We start from the raw sequence: 14,568 nt of genomic DNA, 5'->3' as shown, positions 1-14,568 counted from the left end.
CTAGGTAATCTATCGGCTGCGGAGGAACAAACTTTAGAGGTAATGCCTTTTTTAAGCTGTTTTTAAAGCATTGCAAAGAAAAATGCCCAGCACATAGTGCAGGGCATCTTGTAAGCTATTAATTTAGCTAGTTTATCTGCTTAACCTTGGTTTTGCTGTCCCAACACGGCAAACTGCTGGGTCAAATAGGCACTGGTCTGATTCATTTGCGCCACCATACCGTCCATTGCTTGAAACTGCGTGCGATAACGCTCAACGGTTTGTTCGATACGGTTTTCAGTGGTCGCAAAACGGTCTTCTAAAGAACTAACACGGCTTTCAGATGAGCTAACAGCGCTTTCAAGCCGACCACCTGTACCCACAAGGCCCTCAAGCGCTGAAGCTATTTGTCCAGCCATGCCGCCCTCTTCGCTATTGCCTGCAAAAAAACTGGCTAGCTGGTCTGGCTGAGTAGCGACAATGCTATCTAATTTATCTTCGTCAATCTCCAGCTTGCCATCCACTTGGAGTGAAATGCCAATATCGGATAACACGTTAAAGCCATCTCCGCCGACAACAGCACTGATTGTTTGGCGAATCTCTCTTTCAACAGCGCGAGTGGTGGCATCGGCATTCAGCCCTGCCGCCTGGCCCGTCTCTGGGTCAAAGGCTGTCAAAGTCGTAATGGTCTCTTTAAGTGTGTTGAAATCATCGACAAAAGCGGTGACCTGCTCGCGAATAGCTTCGTCATCCTGCTCAACGGTTACAGTGCTCGTCGCGCCAGCCTCAGCAAGGTTCAAGGTAACGCCTTGAATTGCACCTTCCACTTGATTGGTGGGGCTAACGATATCGATTCCATTGACGTTAAACGCTGCATCCTGGCCCGCTTGAACCACCTGTGCATCGGAGGTTGCGACGCCAGCGGCCAGAATGTCAGAAAAATTAGTGCTTTCAATACTCGCATCTGCGCCGGTATCTGTAGCATTAACGGAAAGCCGATATCCTTCGCCATCATTGATAATTGAGGCGTTTAAGCGGCCATCGCTCTGTTCATTAATGGCGTCACGCATATCTTCAAGAGAACTGCCGTCGGGGATAGTAATCGTGGTCAGGTTTCCATCAGCGATAGTAAAATCTAAAGACTGTTCGCCCGTCACTATACTTTCCACTGCTGTTTCCAGACGCTCCGTCACCAAGCTACTGGCAGTAGCTAACTGATTGACCTCCACTTCGTACTGGCCTGGCTGAGCCTCATTACTGCTAACAGCACCAACTGCACTGCCTTCTACATTGGTTGTCAGACTATCGAATGACGACCCATCATTGAGGGCTTGAGCAGAGCTTTGAAACTGCTCAAGCGCACTTTTAAGCTGACCGTAGGCAGATATCTGCGTTTGCTCAGACTTAATCTGCTGCGCAATGGGCTCAAGCTTTGCTTGCTCTGCCTCTTTCAACTGACCAAGCAATCCGTTGAGATCCAGCCCAGAACCGATGCCTAGTGATGCAATAGAAGCCATAGAACCAATGCCTTTTTTGAATACATGTAGCTACGCTGACTGCTCCCAATACCCTTTATCTGCGAAGCCTGCGTAACACTGTTTTTAATACAATTACCTTAAAACCTCGGCTAGGTGAAGAATAACTTAAATATTCTTCTTCTTTTTTTCGTATTAAGACGTTGTTTAAAGTAACAAGGCGTAACAGACATCACCAATTAATGAGAAAAATCACAATAATAGATTCTTCTTTTAGCTGCTCTTCCGCCCTACCCCAACGTAACGCAGCCCCGCTTCTTTAACGGCACTTGGCGTGTACAAATTACGCCCATCGATGACGACTTTTTCAGCCAGCTGATCGGCTAACCACTTGAAATCGACACTACGAAACTCTTTCCACTCGGTGCAGATCACTAGGGCATCTGCGCCTTTGACTGCCTGGATACGGTCGCCTGCTAGCATCAAGTCATCCCGCTCCCCGTAAATACGTCGGCATTCTGCTATGGCTTCGGGATCAAACGCCTGCACCTTAGCGCCCGCTTGCCAGAGTGCTTCCATTAACGTGCGGCTTGGGGCTTCACGCATATCATCCGTGTTGGGTTTAAAGGCCAAGCCCCATACTGCAATGGTCTTACCGCTTAGATTGCCTAAGTTATCTTGCAGTTTTGTGAACAGGGTCTGCTTTTGGCGTAAATTCACTGACTCGACGGCGCTGAGCAGTTCCGGTGTATAGCCTAATTGACGCGCGGCGCGCTCTAACGCCTGGACATCTTTGGGGAAGCAGGAGCCGCCGTAGCCGCAGCCAGGGTAGATGAAGTGATAGCCAATGCGGGGGTCGCTGCCAATCCCTCGGCGTACGTCTTCAACGTCAACTTCGAGGCGTTCGGCAAGATTGGCGATCTCGTTCATAAAGCTGATTTTGGTGGCGAGCATGGCGTTGGCGGCATATTTGGTCAGCTCTGCGGCCCGCACGCTCATAAACATCAGCTTTTCGTGGTTGCGGTTATAGGGGGCGTAGCACTCTTGCATATGCGCTTTTACCCGCTCGCTTTCCGTGCCAACGATAATCCGCGCGCCACGGGTAAAGTCTTCGATCGCCGCCCCCTCCTTCATAAACTCAGGGTTCGAGCACACATCGAACGCGAGCGATGCACCGCGCTGTTCGAGCACATCGCTGATAACGGCGTGGACTTTTTCCGCGGTGCCCACCGGCACGGTAGACTTATCAATCACCAGCTTATAGCTATCCATATGCTGGCCGATGGTGCGCGCCACCTCTAATACATAGCGTAGGTCGGCACTGCCATCTTCATCGGGCGGCGTTCCCACGGCGATAAACAGCAGTTCGCCATCGGCTACCGCCTGGGCAGCGTCGGTAGTAAAGCGTAAACGGCCAGCCGCCACGTTATGGGCAACGATAGTGCTTAGCCCTGGCTCGAAGATCGGCACCTCTCCGCCATTAAGCTGATCAATCCGATCAGCGTTAACATCCATACAGGTGACTTGATGACCAACATCGGCTAAACAGGCGCCTGCGACAAGGCCGACATAACCGGTTCCGAATACACTGATATGCATGACTTATTAACTCGCTAAAATACGTGGTAGCGAGCGTAGCACATTGACCTACCGTTGATGAGTTCAATAGTGGGAGATTCTCTCTAAACTATAGACCTTGGTCTAACATCGATTTTGGTTTATAATGCGCTGCAACAAGCCCGACTTGGTGCTGACCGCAGGAGAACATGCTATGACTCCGAGACTTATGACTTCAAAACCTACGCCTCCAGAACTGACGAAAGAACGCTCTACTCCATCGTCTTATGGGTCATCGACCACCGCAAACGTTCAACGTAGCCTTCGCCAGTGTTTATCGATTGCCGCTGAGCTGCTGTACGATCATGGTCATGTACTTGAAACCATTACCCTTCCCCAGCGCGGCTTAGCCCGCCGCGAGTTGTCGGCACTTAGTTCTGCCACGCCCACCTGGGCAACCTGCCAACAGGTGATGGAAGACAGTGAGGCAGCAACCTTTAATGAGTATGGCCGTTTTGTATTAACCTGCCTTGGCCGCGAATTGATGTTTGATATGTTTGGCCAAGGGGCCGCTGACTGCGCCTAATCCCTCTGCCACCAAACATTGCTGCCCTAAACAGCTGATCAAAAAAAACGCCCATAAGCGAAAGCTTTGGGCGTTTTTTGCTTGGTCTTATGTTCTTCAGGCTCATTTTTAAAGCCTGACCCTATAAGACCTAGTTCTATGTAGCTTAGCGCAGGCCGAGCATTGACAGAATGAACAGCACAACCACGATAAGGCCAATAATGTAGATAATATTACGCATAGGGCACTCCTTGCTTATTGCGTTTTAGGGAAATCAAAGGCTTGCTTACCCATTAGCCAACACCTCCAGCCTAGCAGGCTTTTTCTGCTTTTGCGTAATATGGCTTCATTTTCGCCCCCGGACACGCCCTACCTGCTTGATCTCTTCAAGTGAGATAGGGTGCTCATGCTTGAAGAGCTCGGCAATTTCGCGTGTGGCACCCAGCGCTGTGGCAATGAGCACTAGGCCATCGAGAGTTATTTGCCCACTGGATTCGAATCGTTTAATGGTGGACTCAGAAATACCCGCCATCTGCGCCAAGGTTTTACGGGAAAGGTTCTGCGCCAGTCGCGCTTCTCGTGCATTGGCACCGACCTGCTGGGACAGTTCACCAGGGGCAAGTAGAGAGTGAGTCAGGGCCATGGAAACCTCTAAATAATGGCTCATTTATAATCCATTATACACTAAAAATGGCTATAAAAGACCACATGTGATCTTTTAAGACACAGACACATAGTTCCAGGCTCAGAAAGTACTACCTGGCCTTACTTCTAGCGGTTATCTGCTGTGGAACCTCTGCTACTTCTAAACCTCGAACCGTTGCCACTTATACCGAAGGTGTTGCGATGCGCGCTACTGCTTTGCTTGTTTCGTTTGCTGTTACTTCGTTGTTACCCACCGCCTATGCAGCCGCTAATGAACCTTCTGCAAACACACTCCAGACGCTAGACCGGCAAACCCGCCAGCTAAACCGCGTGCACAGCGTGGTAGTGGCCTATGACGGTGAGATTATCCACGAGCTTCACCAAGGTGGGCCGGGGGTGGCGTCGCCTACCAATATTAAATCGCTGTCCAAAACGGTGCTGGCTGCCATTACGGGTGCAGCGATTGAAACGGACATCATTGAATCCGCTGAGCAACCTATGGTGGCGCTGTTTGGCGAGCATCTACCGCGCGGTATTGATCCGCAAGTTGGGGATATCACCGTGGCGCATCTGCTCGCCCAGCAGGCTGGGCTTGAGCGCACTTCTGGCAGCAACTATGGCGCCTGGGTGGCCAGCGCCAACTGGGTGAACGATGCGATGACGCGCCCATTCGTGGATGAGCCGGGTGGGCAGATGCTCTATTCCACCGGCACCAGCCATCTACTTTCCGCCGCACTCACCCACGCCAGCGGCGAGACGACCCATTCCCTTGCCCAGCGCCTATTGGGTGATCCGCTTAATATCACCATTCGCCCCTGGCTACGCGACCCCCAAGGGATCTACTTTGGCGGCAATGATATGCAGCTCTCGCCACGAGCACTCATTGAGGTAGGCGAGCTGTATCGTAATGATGGCGTCGTAGTGAATGAAGCAGGAGGCGAGCAGCGCATTCTGCCGGAGGGTTGGGTGGAAGAATCATGGCAGCCGCGCGGTACATCGCGCTGGACTGGCGACGGATACGGCTATGGTTGGTTTATTACGCAGTTGGCAGGCGAAGACGTGTACTACGGGCGTGGCTATGGCGGTCAGGCGCTTTACGTTATTCCAGAACGTGAGATGACTGTAGTGATCACCTCAGACCCTAACCCACCCTCGCCGGGCGGGCAGTTCCAGCAGCGGTTAAACAGGCTGGTAGAAGGTTTGTTAGCTGAAAATGACGAGTAGCACAGCCAGGTCGCGGGTGCGCTTACTCGCCTTTATGGCCTAGGCTCATCAAGTAGAGCGCGGCGGCCAGCGCCAGCACTGAAAGCGCTAAGTAGATGGCTTCCAGGGGCGTGGCAAAACGGATATCCACCACGGCGCGGAAAAACTCAATGATCACCGCTAGAATCACCACCCGGGCGATTTTATCTTTCAGTTGGTCTAATGAAGCGACGTTAAACGGGTGGCGCAGATTACTCGCTTCGGCTTGGTCAATACGGGAGACAAACAGTCGGTAAACACCTAAGCCGAAAATCAGCAATACGATGGCAATCAGATAGATGTCCACCGCAATGATGATATCGGGCACCAGGCTGTCGTGAATGTCCTGGGTGCCACCCAATAGGTAGTAACCCATCACGTCGGCGACTACCTTGAAAATATCCACGGTACCGACGATAAACAGCATCAATGAACCCAATAAGCTGGGCACGACCGCCAGCATGACCAAAAAGCGCGAATTCCACAGCGCTGTTTCAATGCGTCGCTCCCAGTGGCTCTGGCTCTCGGGGGGCTTAGGCGGCGTTGAAACCGGATCAGTCATGGCATACTCCTGTTGTTATATAAAAGTTGTTATATAACGCTGCTATATCAGACTCATCGTGATCAATACGCAGGTGGCGACGAACAGCACGAACCCCAGCAGTAGCACGATACCATCACGGGCAACCAAGCCTAACCCCAGCAGGGTAAGCGCAAGCCCCGCTCCGTTGGCCGAAAAGGGAATAAACTCCATCGGCGGCATGGCCAAGGCAATCAATAAGCACATCAAGGCAGTTACCCGGATACCGATGTAGCCCGTCAGCCAAGGTAATCGCACCCGCAATAGTCCATCTATCCAGCGGGCAGGCTTTTTCATCAGCTGAATGCCTTTATCAAACTTTTGACGGGAGAGAGAGCGTTTTAGCAACCAACGGGGCAGCCAAAACGCCTCACTTCCCGCTAGTAACTGTACGGAAACCAGCAATACCAATGCGGCCATTAAGGTCGGCATGCCGGGTATATCGCCAATGATCGGGGTGAGCGTAATCAGCCCGGCAACCAGCAGCAGCGGCCCAAACGAGCGCCGCCCAACGGCGTGAACAACATCGTCAACGCTGACCCGCGAAGCATCCTGCTCCATACGCTCAATCGAGCTGATTAGATCCATTAAATTCGAGTCTTCGTTGCGGTTATGCATCGGGTTTATTGCGCTCCTCTACGTGCAGTTTGGTACGGATAAAATCGCTATGGCTAACATACAGTAAATCCGCCAAGCGACGAATACGGTGCTCTTCAAGCGGGTCAACGCTGCCATCGGCCCAGGCCAGCTGCCACATTTGCGCGACCAGCTCACAGCGCTGGTCGTAGTTATAGTGCTCTTTGATCAGGCTAACAAACTGGTAATGATCGACGGCCTCATCCACTTCTGTTTGTGCCAACGTCATCAGCTCTTCCACATCGCTAGCGCTGAGCTGGTAGCGCTCGGTCAGCATAAGGCGCAGCGCGGCAAGCTCTTCATCGGTGGTGTCATAATCGGCGCGGACGATTTCACACAGCAGTGCTGCGGTGGCCAGTTCCAGGGTAAGCGTTTGATTTTCGCGCTGCTCGGGTTGCGCCAGCGAGCGCTGGAAGAAATCACTAATGGCGTTCAGCATTTTACTCTCCATTTATAGCTACCGACTTCTGACCGTACTTAAGCCTTGAAGTGCATTCATAGATATTGGGTAACTATTAAGTACGAGTTGCGGAAGCACTTAGGGTATACCCAAATGAGTATCACTGAGTGAAAAACCATTATTAAGCGGATACACATAGGGCAGCCTCAGGGCTGCCCTCTTTAGTGCGATGAGTGAGGATACTGACTAGCAGGTTATTGCTTATCAAGCAGAGCTTCCAAGCTATCTGCCGTCAGAATCTGTACTACCCACTCGTCTAGCTGCGTGTCTGAAGCCAATGTCAGGCGCTGATCTGCCCAATCGGGCATCTCACCAAACTTCAAGGCGATTTGCTTACGCAACGTACCTTCCACTCCTTCATGACGCCCTTCCTGGCGCCCTTCTTGACGCTCTTTTTCTCGCTCAAAGCGCTCAACAGTGTTGACATAAGGCATGTGTTTTTCCTCCTGTATGGCGTAGACCGCCTGGACAAACTCAGACTCCAGAGCTCTCGGCAGTTGGAGCATCCAGTCGATGATATTGAACAACCGCACAATCTGTTCACGGCTGTAGCCTCGTTCATACAGCAGCCGAATGAGAGCAATCTTGACATCCTTACGCGTTGCACCGTCCTTCAATCGCTTAGCGTAGATCTGGGCCATGACCACCAGCGCAAAGACGTTATCGCTTGCTTCGAGCTTCGTCCAGTTTGCTTCCCAATCCATCAGTTTAGCCGTGGGGAAGGTAAAGGTCAGCTCGCATCCCCAGCGCTGATAGCGAAAAGTGGTGGGCCGGAAGCTATCGCGGATATCTGCCAACACCGCCAAGCTCACCACATCCACCCCGTAGCGGTCACGTAGCCGGTACTGATAGGTGTACATTCGCTCAGAAAACGCCTCCTCCGGCTCCCCCTGCACCTCAACGTGGATCAGAACCCACGTCTCGCTGCCGTCCTGTGCATAGACCTTGATCAACTTGTCGGCGTAACGCCTGCCACTGTTGGCATCCGCTGTAATCTGCTGTAACTCCTTATCGAGAAAGCTAAAGCCTTTCGACCAATCCACTTGTTCATGAATGGCTGGGAACAGCAGATCCAAAAATTCTTGGCAGTACCCATCAAGCGCCATTTTCCAAGGACTGTCGTGGTCAGCAGGCTGGGAGGTATCCGCTTCGCTCATGCAAACTCCTATTCCACTCAAATGCTAGCACAGTGGCGCCTAGCTAGCGCGATACCCCTTCATGCTATCTGCACATCAACAAAAAAGAGCTCTACTGACTAGATGCCCTTACCTCAATCCTTCTTGGTAAGCTGCTCTCTTAACTGCTTGGGCACTTGCTTGATAATCAGGCGATCCTGAGTGGCATCGTACTCGATGCTTGAGCCCAGCAGGTGCGAATCAAAGCTAATCGAAACGCCACCCGCTCGGCCGGTAAAGCGGCGGAACTGGCTCAAGGTGCGCTTATCGGGAGGGATCTCCGGCGAGAGCCCGTAATCGGCGTTGCGAATATGGTCGTAAAAGGCTTTCGGCTGCTGTTCGTCCACCAGCCCAGAAAGCTCTTCCAAGGTCATTGGCTCGCCACGGCGAAGCTGTTCATTGGCGTAATCCACCAGCGTGTCGGTTTTTTCTCGGCTCACCTCGTCGTCGTAATCCTCTTTCTCGACGTAGTCGCTAAACGCTTTTAGCAGCGTGCGGGTTTCGGCCGGAGCATCGACGCCCTCTTCCATACCCAGCAATGCGACCAAACCCTCAGCGAGTTTTTTACCGCCGCGATCTTTGAGGAACGAGACATACTGGGCATTCGGTGCCTCGCTCTGCCATTGGGTAAGGTTGATACGCGCCGCCAGGGTAAGCTGGCTGGTGTTGAGCTGGGCAGCAGGCACCGCGTGGTGGTCATCATTAATGCCAATCCCTTCGCGCTGGTGCACCAATGCCATCAGCAGCGTTTCAGTATCACCCTGGCGCTGGTGGCTGAACACTAAGTAACCACTTACTGACAACTGCTCCTGAAGCTGCTTGGCGAGCCGTTCAGCCAGTTCAACAGAAAGCTCAGCAAAGCTTTTATCGCCCGCCAAATAGTCGCGCAACCACATGGCAAGCGGCCCTGCCTGTTCACCCTCTTCGGCAAAGCGCCCCCAGCCTTTGGGCTTGGTGTTGTAGGTGTCATTGAGCGCACCCACCAGGCTCGCCATCACCGAATCGTCACTGGGCGCTGCCTGCTCTGATTGAGGCGCAGCGGTTAGGGTTAGGCGCTCACCGTCAAGCGTCGGATCGAGGCGGTGCACAATACTTTGCAGTAGTGGCATAAAGGTCTACTAGCTTCCAGGGTTTAAAAAAAGAGTCAGGGTTTGAGGCGGTAACCGGTACGGAAAATCCAGCCAATGGCGACCAGGCAGGCCGCGAGAAAGAGGGCAATCATGCCCACACTCGCGGCAAGGCTTACATCGCTGATACCGTAAAAGCTCCAGCGAAAGCCGCTCACCAGATACACCACGGGGTTTGCCAGGGTAATGGTTTGCCAAAACGGCGGCAGCATATCAATGGAGTAGAAGCTGCCACCCAAAAAGGTCAGCGGGGTGATCACTAACAGCGGCACCAGCTGCAGTCGGTCAAAGCCATCGGCCCAAATGCCGATGATAAAACCCAACAGGCTAAAGGTGACAGCCGTCAGCACCAGAAAGAACAACATCCAAAACGGGTGGGCGATTTCCAACGGTACAAACAAGCCCGAGGTCGCCAAAATAATCGCCCCCAGCAGAATCGATTTCGAGGCTGCCGCCCCCACGTAACCGATCACAATTTCTAAATGCGAGATAGGCGCCGACAGCAGCTCGTAAATACTGCCAGAAAACTTCGGAAAGAAGATGCCGAAAGAGGCGTTTGAGACGCTTTGGGTCAACAGCATCAACATAATCAGACCCGGTACAATAAAAGCGCCGTAACTAACGCCGTTGACCTCACTGATGCGCGAGCCAATTGCGGCACCAAAGACGACGAAGTAAAGCGACGTGGAGATGACCGGCGAGACAATACTTTGCAGCAGCGTGCGGCGCGTGCGCGCCATTTCCGCCATATAAATAGCGCGAACGGGATGCAGGTTCATGCTCGCTCCTTAACCAAATCAACAAAAATATCTTCAAGCGAGCTTTGCCGAGTATTCAGATCTTTAAAGGTGACACCCTCTCGCTCAAGTGCGGTCAACAGCTCCGAAATCGCGTGACCATCCTCTTCCTGGCTACCGTCATAGGTGTAGATCAGCTCATACCCTTCAGCGGCCAGGCTTAGCTCAAAGCGCTGCAGGTTTGCAGGTATCTCTGCCAGCGGGCTGTGCAGGTTCAGGGTTAGCTGTTTGCTGCCCAGTTTGCTCATTAACGCCGCTTTTTCTTCCACCAGCACCAGCTCACCGCGATTAATAACGCCGATGCGGTCGGCCATCTCTTCGGCTTCTTCGATGTAGTGGGTCGTCAAAATAATCGTCACGCCGTTATCGCGTAGCTGGCGCACCACTTCCCACATATCCCGGCGCAGTTCAACGTCGACCCCTGCAGTGGGCTCATCCAAAAACAGTATGCGCGGCTCGTGGGAAAGTGCTTTGGCAATTAGCACACGGCGCTTCATGCCACCCGAGAGTGTCATCAAGCGGTTGTTGCGCTTATCCCAAAGTGCCAGCGATTTAAGCACTTTTTCGATATGCGCAGGATTGGGCGCTTTGCCAAACAGACCACGACTGAAACTGACGGTGTTCCAGACGGTTTCAAACGCTTCGTTGGTCAGCTCTTGGGGCACTAACCCAATGCGCTCGCGGGCTTGGCGGTAGTGGGTAATATTATCGAACCCGTCTACCAACACATGACCAGCGGAGGGGTTAACCAAACCGCAGACCACACTAATCAACGTGGTCTTACCTGCGCCATTGGGGCCAAGCAGGGCAAATATCTCGCCACGGTGGATAGTTAAATCGATATGGGTCAACGCCTGAAAGCCACCCTCGTAGGTTTTGTTCAGGCCGTTAATAGTAATAATCGGGTCGTTCAAGGCGTACTCCTCACGTTGCGGTCGAATGACCGCAACGCTTGACGGCCTTTTAGGCGCAATTAAGAGCGTTTGGTTAGGAAAAGTTAAGTGCGTTCGGTAATTTCCAGTAGATGGTAACCAAACTGGGTTTTCACTGGGCCGTGTACTTGGCCTACTTCGTCGTTAAAGACGACTTTATCGAACTCGGGCACCATCTGGCCGGGGCCAAAGCTGCCAAGGTCGCCGCCTTGACGGCTGGAGGGGCAGCTGGAGTGCTCTTTAGCGACTTCAGCAAAGTCGCGGCCATTTTGAATTTCTTCTTTGAGTGCTAGGCACTGCTCTTCGCTGCTGACCAAAATGTGGCGGGCGCTGGCGCGTGTCATAGGTTGCTCCTAGTTAATGAAGTTCTGAGGGTCATTCGGGGCGATAGTTTACCACGGCTTACCCAAGGCTCCGCTATAACGCAACGCCTCGCCCACACGGGCCAAGGTGCGTTCGTGAGCGCTTACCGCCTCTGGCCCGCGAGTACAGGTGGCAATCACCCAGGGCCCTTGTGTTGCCGTATCCGCGTTAGTGCGCTGGGCTATACCGGCATCGCAGCTACGCCGCTGCTGAGTGCCGGTTTTATGGGCGAAGCTTATGCCGCTCCCCATACCTGCCTTAAGACGCTGTTTGCCGGAACTGGTTCGCTGCATAAGCGCCAACAACGTTTGCCGCTGCTCGTCGTTTAAATCATCCATGGCACTTCCTTGTTGAACAGAGTGCAGGCTGGCGAGCAGGTCGCCAAAGGCGCTTAGGGTGCCCACGTTTTCACCACTGGCTTCGTAAGCATCAAACGCATGGTCGTAATCAGGCTGGGTGAAGGACGCCGTACTAACGTCTAGAACGCGGGCTAACGCCTGACCACGCTGGCTCACCGAGTGCTGACGCAGGGCGATAAAGTCCATTCCGCCAAGCTCTCGCGCATCAGGGTGGAGTTCACCGTAAACGCCTTGGCGAACGCCGACCAACTTCGAGATAGGGCCGAGTTCATCGGGGTTGCCGCCGCTTGCGGCGATCATCGCACGGGCGCGTGCGTTAACTGCCGCCAGCCCCACGCGGTCAATCAGCATATCGGTGGCAGTGTTATCGCTGACGGTAATCATCTGCTCCATCAAGTAACGGATAGAGATAGGCGTGCCGGGGTCGTGCCAATTAGTGGGGCCCGCGCCATCGACAAAGTCACTACGCGCAAGCGTTAACCGATCATCCAACGTCAGCGTACCCATCTGGCGCTCTGCAAGCACCTGCGCTGCCACCGGTATTTTAATCAGCGAGGCTAAATACCAAGGATCATCGGCACGCCATGAAAACGCTTCACCACTGGCGAGGTTTTGTACATAAACGCCCAGTTGCCCCTCAAAGATGTCTTCGATAGCCTTCAAGCGCGCGGTTAAATCGCCCTGCCAGGTGCTCTTTTTATCGACTTCATAGTACCAATGAGCATCGTACCAATTTGTATCATACTCATTGGCATGAGCAGGGAGCGCTATAATCAGCGCTACTGCCACCAGCCCACGTTGTATCCAGTGTCGCAATTCGTCACTCCAGCAGTTATTGATCGTTTTTAACGGTATTTAGCCATCCAACGGGTCAACCAAATCCACGCTGCAGCGCCAAGTATCAACAGGCCGCCCACGCCAAGCGCCTGTGGATAGGTGTACATTCCCTCGCCTTCCCACAAAAAGCGCAGCACTAAGAAAATCATCACAATGTGGAAAATAAACGCTTTAAGGGCATTTGAACCGACCATCGTCAGCGGCAAAAGTGCCTTGGCGGCTTTGGCGCCACCGGCTAAAGCGAGGGCTAACAGCACCAGCGCACCGCCCAGGCTAAACAGCATAAACTCAAACCCTGGCGGGTGTTTGCCGACATTGTTGGCCACCGCCAGCATCGCCGCATGTACATCGCCACTGATAAACGCCAACGCATAAAACCCCGCCACCATCATCGCACCCAGGCTCAACAGAGTGAGTACTAAGCGGCGCCGTTTGGCGGAGTCAAAGTAGCAGCGCAGCAACGCTTCGCCGATGAGTAGGCCCACCAAAATCAACGGCGCGCGACTGATCTGCCCCCAGGTGTAATGGTCTTCATGATCTACCAGCAGCGCCTTCAGAACATCGTTGCCACCAAACGTAAGGCTTTGCAGCCAAATAGTCAGCGCGGTTAATGCGCCAATGGTGGCAAGCCGACTCCAGAGCGGCGCCCGCGCCCAGAGCGGCAGAATCAGCGGCACCCAAAGCAGCGCGATGGCGTAGAAGCCTAAGATTTCGACCCAAATGGCAAATCGGCCATAGAGCAACGCATCGACGATCTCGCTGGGCGAGTAGAACGGCAGCATCTCAATGACTAGGAGCGCTTTGTACCAGAACCACACTTCTACAGCGCGCAGCCATAGCTTTAACCGACGCTTAGGCCAGTCATCGCTTTGAGTGTGGGAAAGAAACGCCACCGCCAGGGCAATGCCAAACACCAAAATAAACAACGAAGAGGAGAATTTAGTCAGAAAATGAACCGGCACCATCCCCCAATCAGGTACATTGCGAATGCCGACTAACCCACTGACTGAGTGGCTAATAATCATCAAGCCGATGGCTACACCACGGGCCAGGTCAATCGCCGCTATGCGGCCCTCGGCCTTGGGCAGTTGGGGAATTTCTGTCCATTTTAGGGGCGTCCATTTCAGCGGCATTGAGTCATCCTTGTGGGCACCGTAGTCATTGGTTAAGCATGAAGGTGCTTAACACCTTAGCGCGAAATTATATCGTGCGCTTTGGTTGATACTGTTAGCGGCCACACACAAGGATGCCCCGCAGTTGGCGGGGCATCCGTCGACTCATCCTTGAGCCCGAGAAAAGTTATTCCTTAAAGATTGCAATTACCAGCCGGAATCATCCTCCTCTTCATCGGTGGCGGGTACTTCTTGCTCCTCTTCCTCTTCTTCGTAAGTGAATTCTTGCTCTTCCTCTTCGTACTCAGTGCCTACATCCGAACCTTTATCTTGCTCAGTGTCGTAGCTGTTGTAGGTACCTTGATCATCCTGCGTCGTTTCTTCTTGCGGGGTCGGTTCGTACTCGTCACTGCTGTCCACTTGAGCAAACGCAAGTGGGCTGGCCAACAGGCCAAATGATACACCTAGGATGCCAAGTTTCTTGAGAGATTCCGTCTTCATCATGATACTGCTCCTATCAAACGTTGCTACTTAAACATCTGTGCGAGCATCGCACTGGGTTTAATGGGTAAGAGCGTCAGATCGTCCTACCTGTTCCACTCTTACCTACTGCATTGCAGTGCCCGTGCCAGCCTGTGCCAATAGTTAACAAAAAGCATTGTTAAACAATTGCTTATATGTTTTAAACACACACCAACCCTTTGATTTTATTAATAAAAACTAGCCT

16 protein-coding genes are annotated in these 14,568 nt (G+C 52.8%); 2 read left to right on the top strand and 14 right to left on the bottom strand.

Annotated features, from left to right (window positions below; translation table 11 throughout):
- Positions 1 to 140 precede the first annotated feature (140 nt).
- Together fliD and AC4EYZ_RS16570 are read right to left on the bottom strand one after the other, a co-directional pair.
- Positions 141 to 1,496 carry a flagellar filament capping protein FliD gene (gene fliD / locus AC4EYZ_RS16575; RefSeq protein ID WP_490203893.1) on the bottom strand — a complete coding sequence of 452 codons (1,356 nt, stop codon included), beginning with the start codon at positions 1,494 to 1,496 and terminating at the stop codon, positions 141 to 143.
- Positions 1,497 to 1,727: 231 nt separating this feature from the next.
- Positions 1,728 to 3,053, bottom strand: a complete 1,326-nt coding sequence (locus tag AC4EYZ_RS16570) for a UDP-glucose dehydrogenase family protein (RefSeq protein ID WP_490203892.1) — start codon at positions 3,051 to 3,053, stop codon at positions 1,728 to 1,730.
- A 172-nt stretch (positions 3,054 to 3,225) separates the two neighbouring features.
- Between AC4EYZ_RS16570 and AC4EYZ_RS16565 the strand changes: the two genes are divergently transcribed.
- Entirely contained in the window at positions 3,226 to 3,597 is a 372-nt protein-coding gene (locus AC4EYZ_RS16565; protein ID WP_039859540.1) for a hypothetical protein, read from the top strand.
- Positions 3,598 to 3,922: 325 nt separating this feature from the next.
- Here the strand turns inward: AC4EYZ_RS16565 and AC4EYZ_RS16560 are convergent, their stop codons facing one another.
- Complete coding sequence (locus AC4EYZ_RS16560; RefSeq protein WP_278369351.1) at positions 3,923 to 4,243, bottom strand: helix-turn-helix domain-containing protein; 321 nt, start codon at positions 4,241 to 4,243, stop codon at positions 3,923 to 3,925.
- A gap of 179 nt (positions 4,244 to 4,422) precedes the next feature.
- Between AC4EYZ_RS16560 and AC4EYZ_RS16555 the strand changes: the two genes are divergently transcribed.
- Positions 4,423 to 5,445: a serine hydrolase domain-containing protein gene (locus AC4EYZ_RS16555; RefSeq protein WP_474191164.1), complete on the top strand. Its 1,023-nt coding sequence runs from the start codon at positions 4,423 to 4,425 to the stop codon at positions 5,443 to 5,445.
- 22 nt (positions 5,446 to 5,467) lie between these two features.
- Here AC4EYZ_RS16555 and AC4EYZ_RS16550 read toward each other — a convergent pair whose 3' ends face one another.
- The 11 genes from AC4EYZ_RS16550 to AC4EYZ_RS16500 form a co-directional block, all read right to left on the bottom strand.
- On the bottom strand, positions 5,468 to 6,025 hold the full coding sequence (locus tag AC4EYZ_RS16550) for a YqhA family protein (RefSeq protein WP_138799405.1): 558 nt from the start codon (positions 6,023 to 6,025) through the stop codon (positions 5,468 to 5,470).
- Between the two features lie 42 nt (positions 6,026 to 6,067).
- On the bottom strand, positions 6,068 to 6,661 hold the full coding sequence (locus AC4EYZ_RS16545) for an exopolysaccharide biosynthesis protein (RefSeq protein ID WP_009287523.1): 594 nt from the start codon (positions 6,659 to 6,661) through the stop codon (positions 6,068 to 6,070).
- Entirely contained in the window at positions 6,654 to 7,118 is a 465-nt protein-coding gene (locus AC4EYZ_RS16540) for a tellurite resistance TerB family protein (RefSeq protein WP_138799404.1), read from the bottom strand. Before AC4EYZ_RS16540 ends, AC4EYZ_RS16545 begins: the two co-directional genes overlap by 8 nt.
- Before the next feature lie 215 nt (positions 7,119 to 7,333).
- Positions 7,334 to 8,296: an RpnC/YadD family protein gene (locus tag AC4EYZ_RS16535; protein WP_474191165.1), complete on the bottom strand. Its 963-nt coding sequence runs from the start codon at positions 8,294 to 8,296 to the stop codon at positions 7,334 to 7,336.
- Positions 8,297 to 8,409: 113 nt separating this feature from the next.
- On the bottom strand, positions 8,410 to 9,423 hold the full coding sequence (locus AC4EYZ_RS16530; protein ID WP_474191166.1) for a nucleoid-associated protein: 1,014 nt from the start codon (positions 9,421 to 9,423) through the stop codon (positions 8,410 to 8,412).
- Positions 9,424 to 9,458: 35 nt separating this feature from the next.
- Positions 9,459 to 10,220 (bottom strand): ABC transporter permease, encoded by a 762-nt coding sequence (locus AC4EYZ_RS16525; protein WP_009287521.1) that lies wholly within the window; start codon positions 10,218 to 10,220, stop codon positions 9,459 to 9,461.
- A complete protein-coding gene (locus AC4EYZ_RS16520) occupies positions 10,217 to 11,152 on the bottom strand; it encodes an ABC transporter ATP-binding protein (protein ID WP_474191167.1) in 936 nt (311 codons plus the stop codon). Before AC4EYZ_RS16520 ends, AC4EYZ_RS16525 begins: the two co-directional genes overlap by 4 nt.
- A gap of 83 nt (positions 11,153 to 11,235) precedes the next feature.
- Positions 11,236 to 11,514, bottom strand: coding sequence for a peptidylprolyl isomerase (locus AC4EYZ_RS16515; protein ID WP_007112840.1), 279 nt, complete (start codon positions 11,512 to 11,514; stop codon positions 11,236 to 11,238).
- Between the two features lie 48 nt (positions 11,515 to 11,562).
- Positions 11,563 to 12,708, bottom strand: coding sequence for a serine hydrolase (locus tag AC4EYZ_RS16510; protein ID WP_474191168.1), 1,146 nt, complete (start codon positions 12,706 to 12,708; stop codon positions 11,563 to 11,565).
- A 29-nt stretch (positions 12,709 to 12,737) separates the two neighbouring features.
- Complete coding sequence (locus AC4EYZ_RS16505; protein ID WP_474191169.1) at positions 12,738 to 13,862, bottom strand: acyltransferase family protein; 1,125 nt, start codon at positions 13,860 to 13,862, stop codon at positions 12,738 to 12,740.
- Positions 13,863 to 14,048: 186 nt separating this feature from the next.
- The gene (locus tag AC4EYZ_RS16500; protein WP_474191170.1) at positions 14,049 to 14,345 is read right to left on the bottom strand and encodes a hypothetical protein; all 297 of its coding nucleotides are present in this window, start codon (positions 14,343 to 14,345) and stop codon (positions 14,049 to 14,051) included.
- Between the last annotated feature and the right edge of the window lie 223 nt (positions 14,346 to 14,568).

This window comes from Vreelandella sp. 162(4c), from assembly GCF_058152265.1.
The sequence above is the reverse complement of the archived record's forward strand: the minus strand, read 5'-3'. Positions and strand labels throughout refer to the sequence as shown.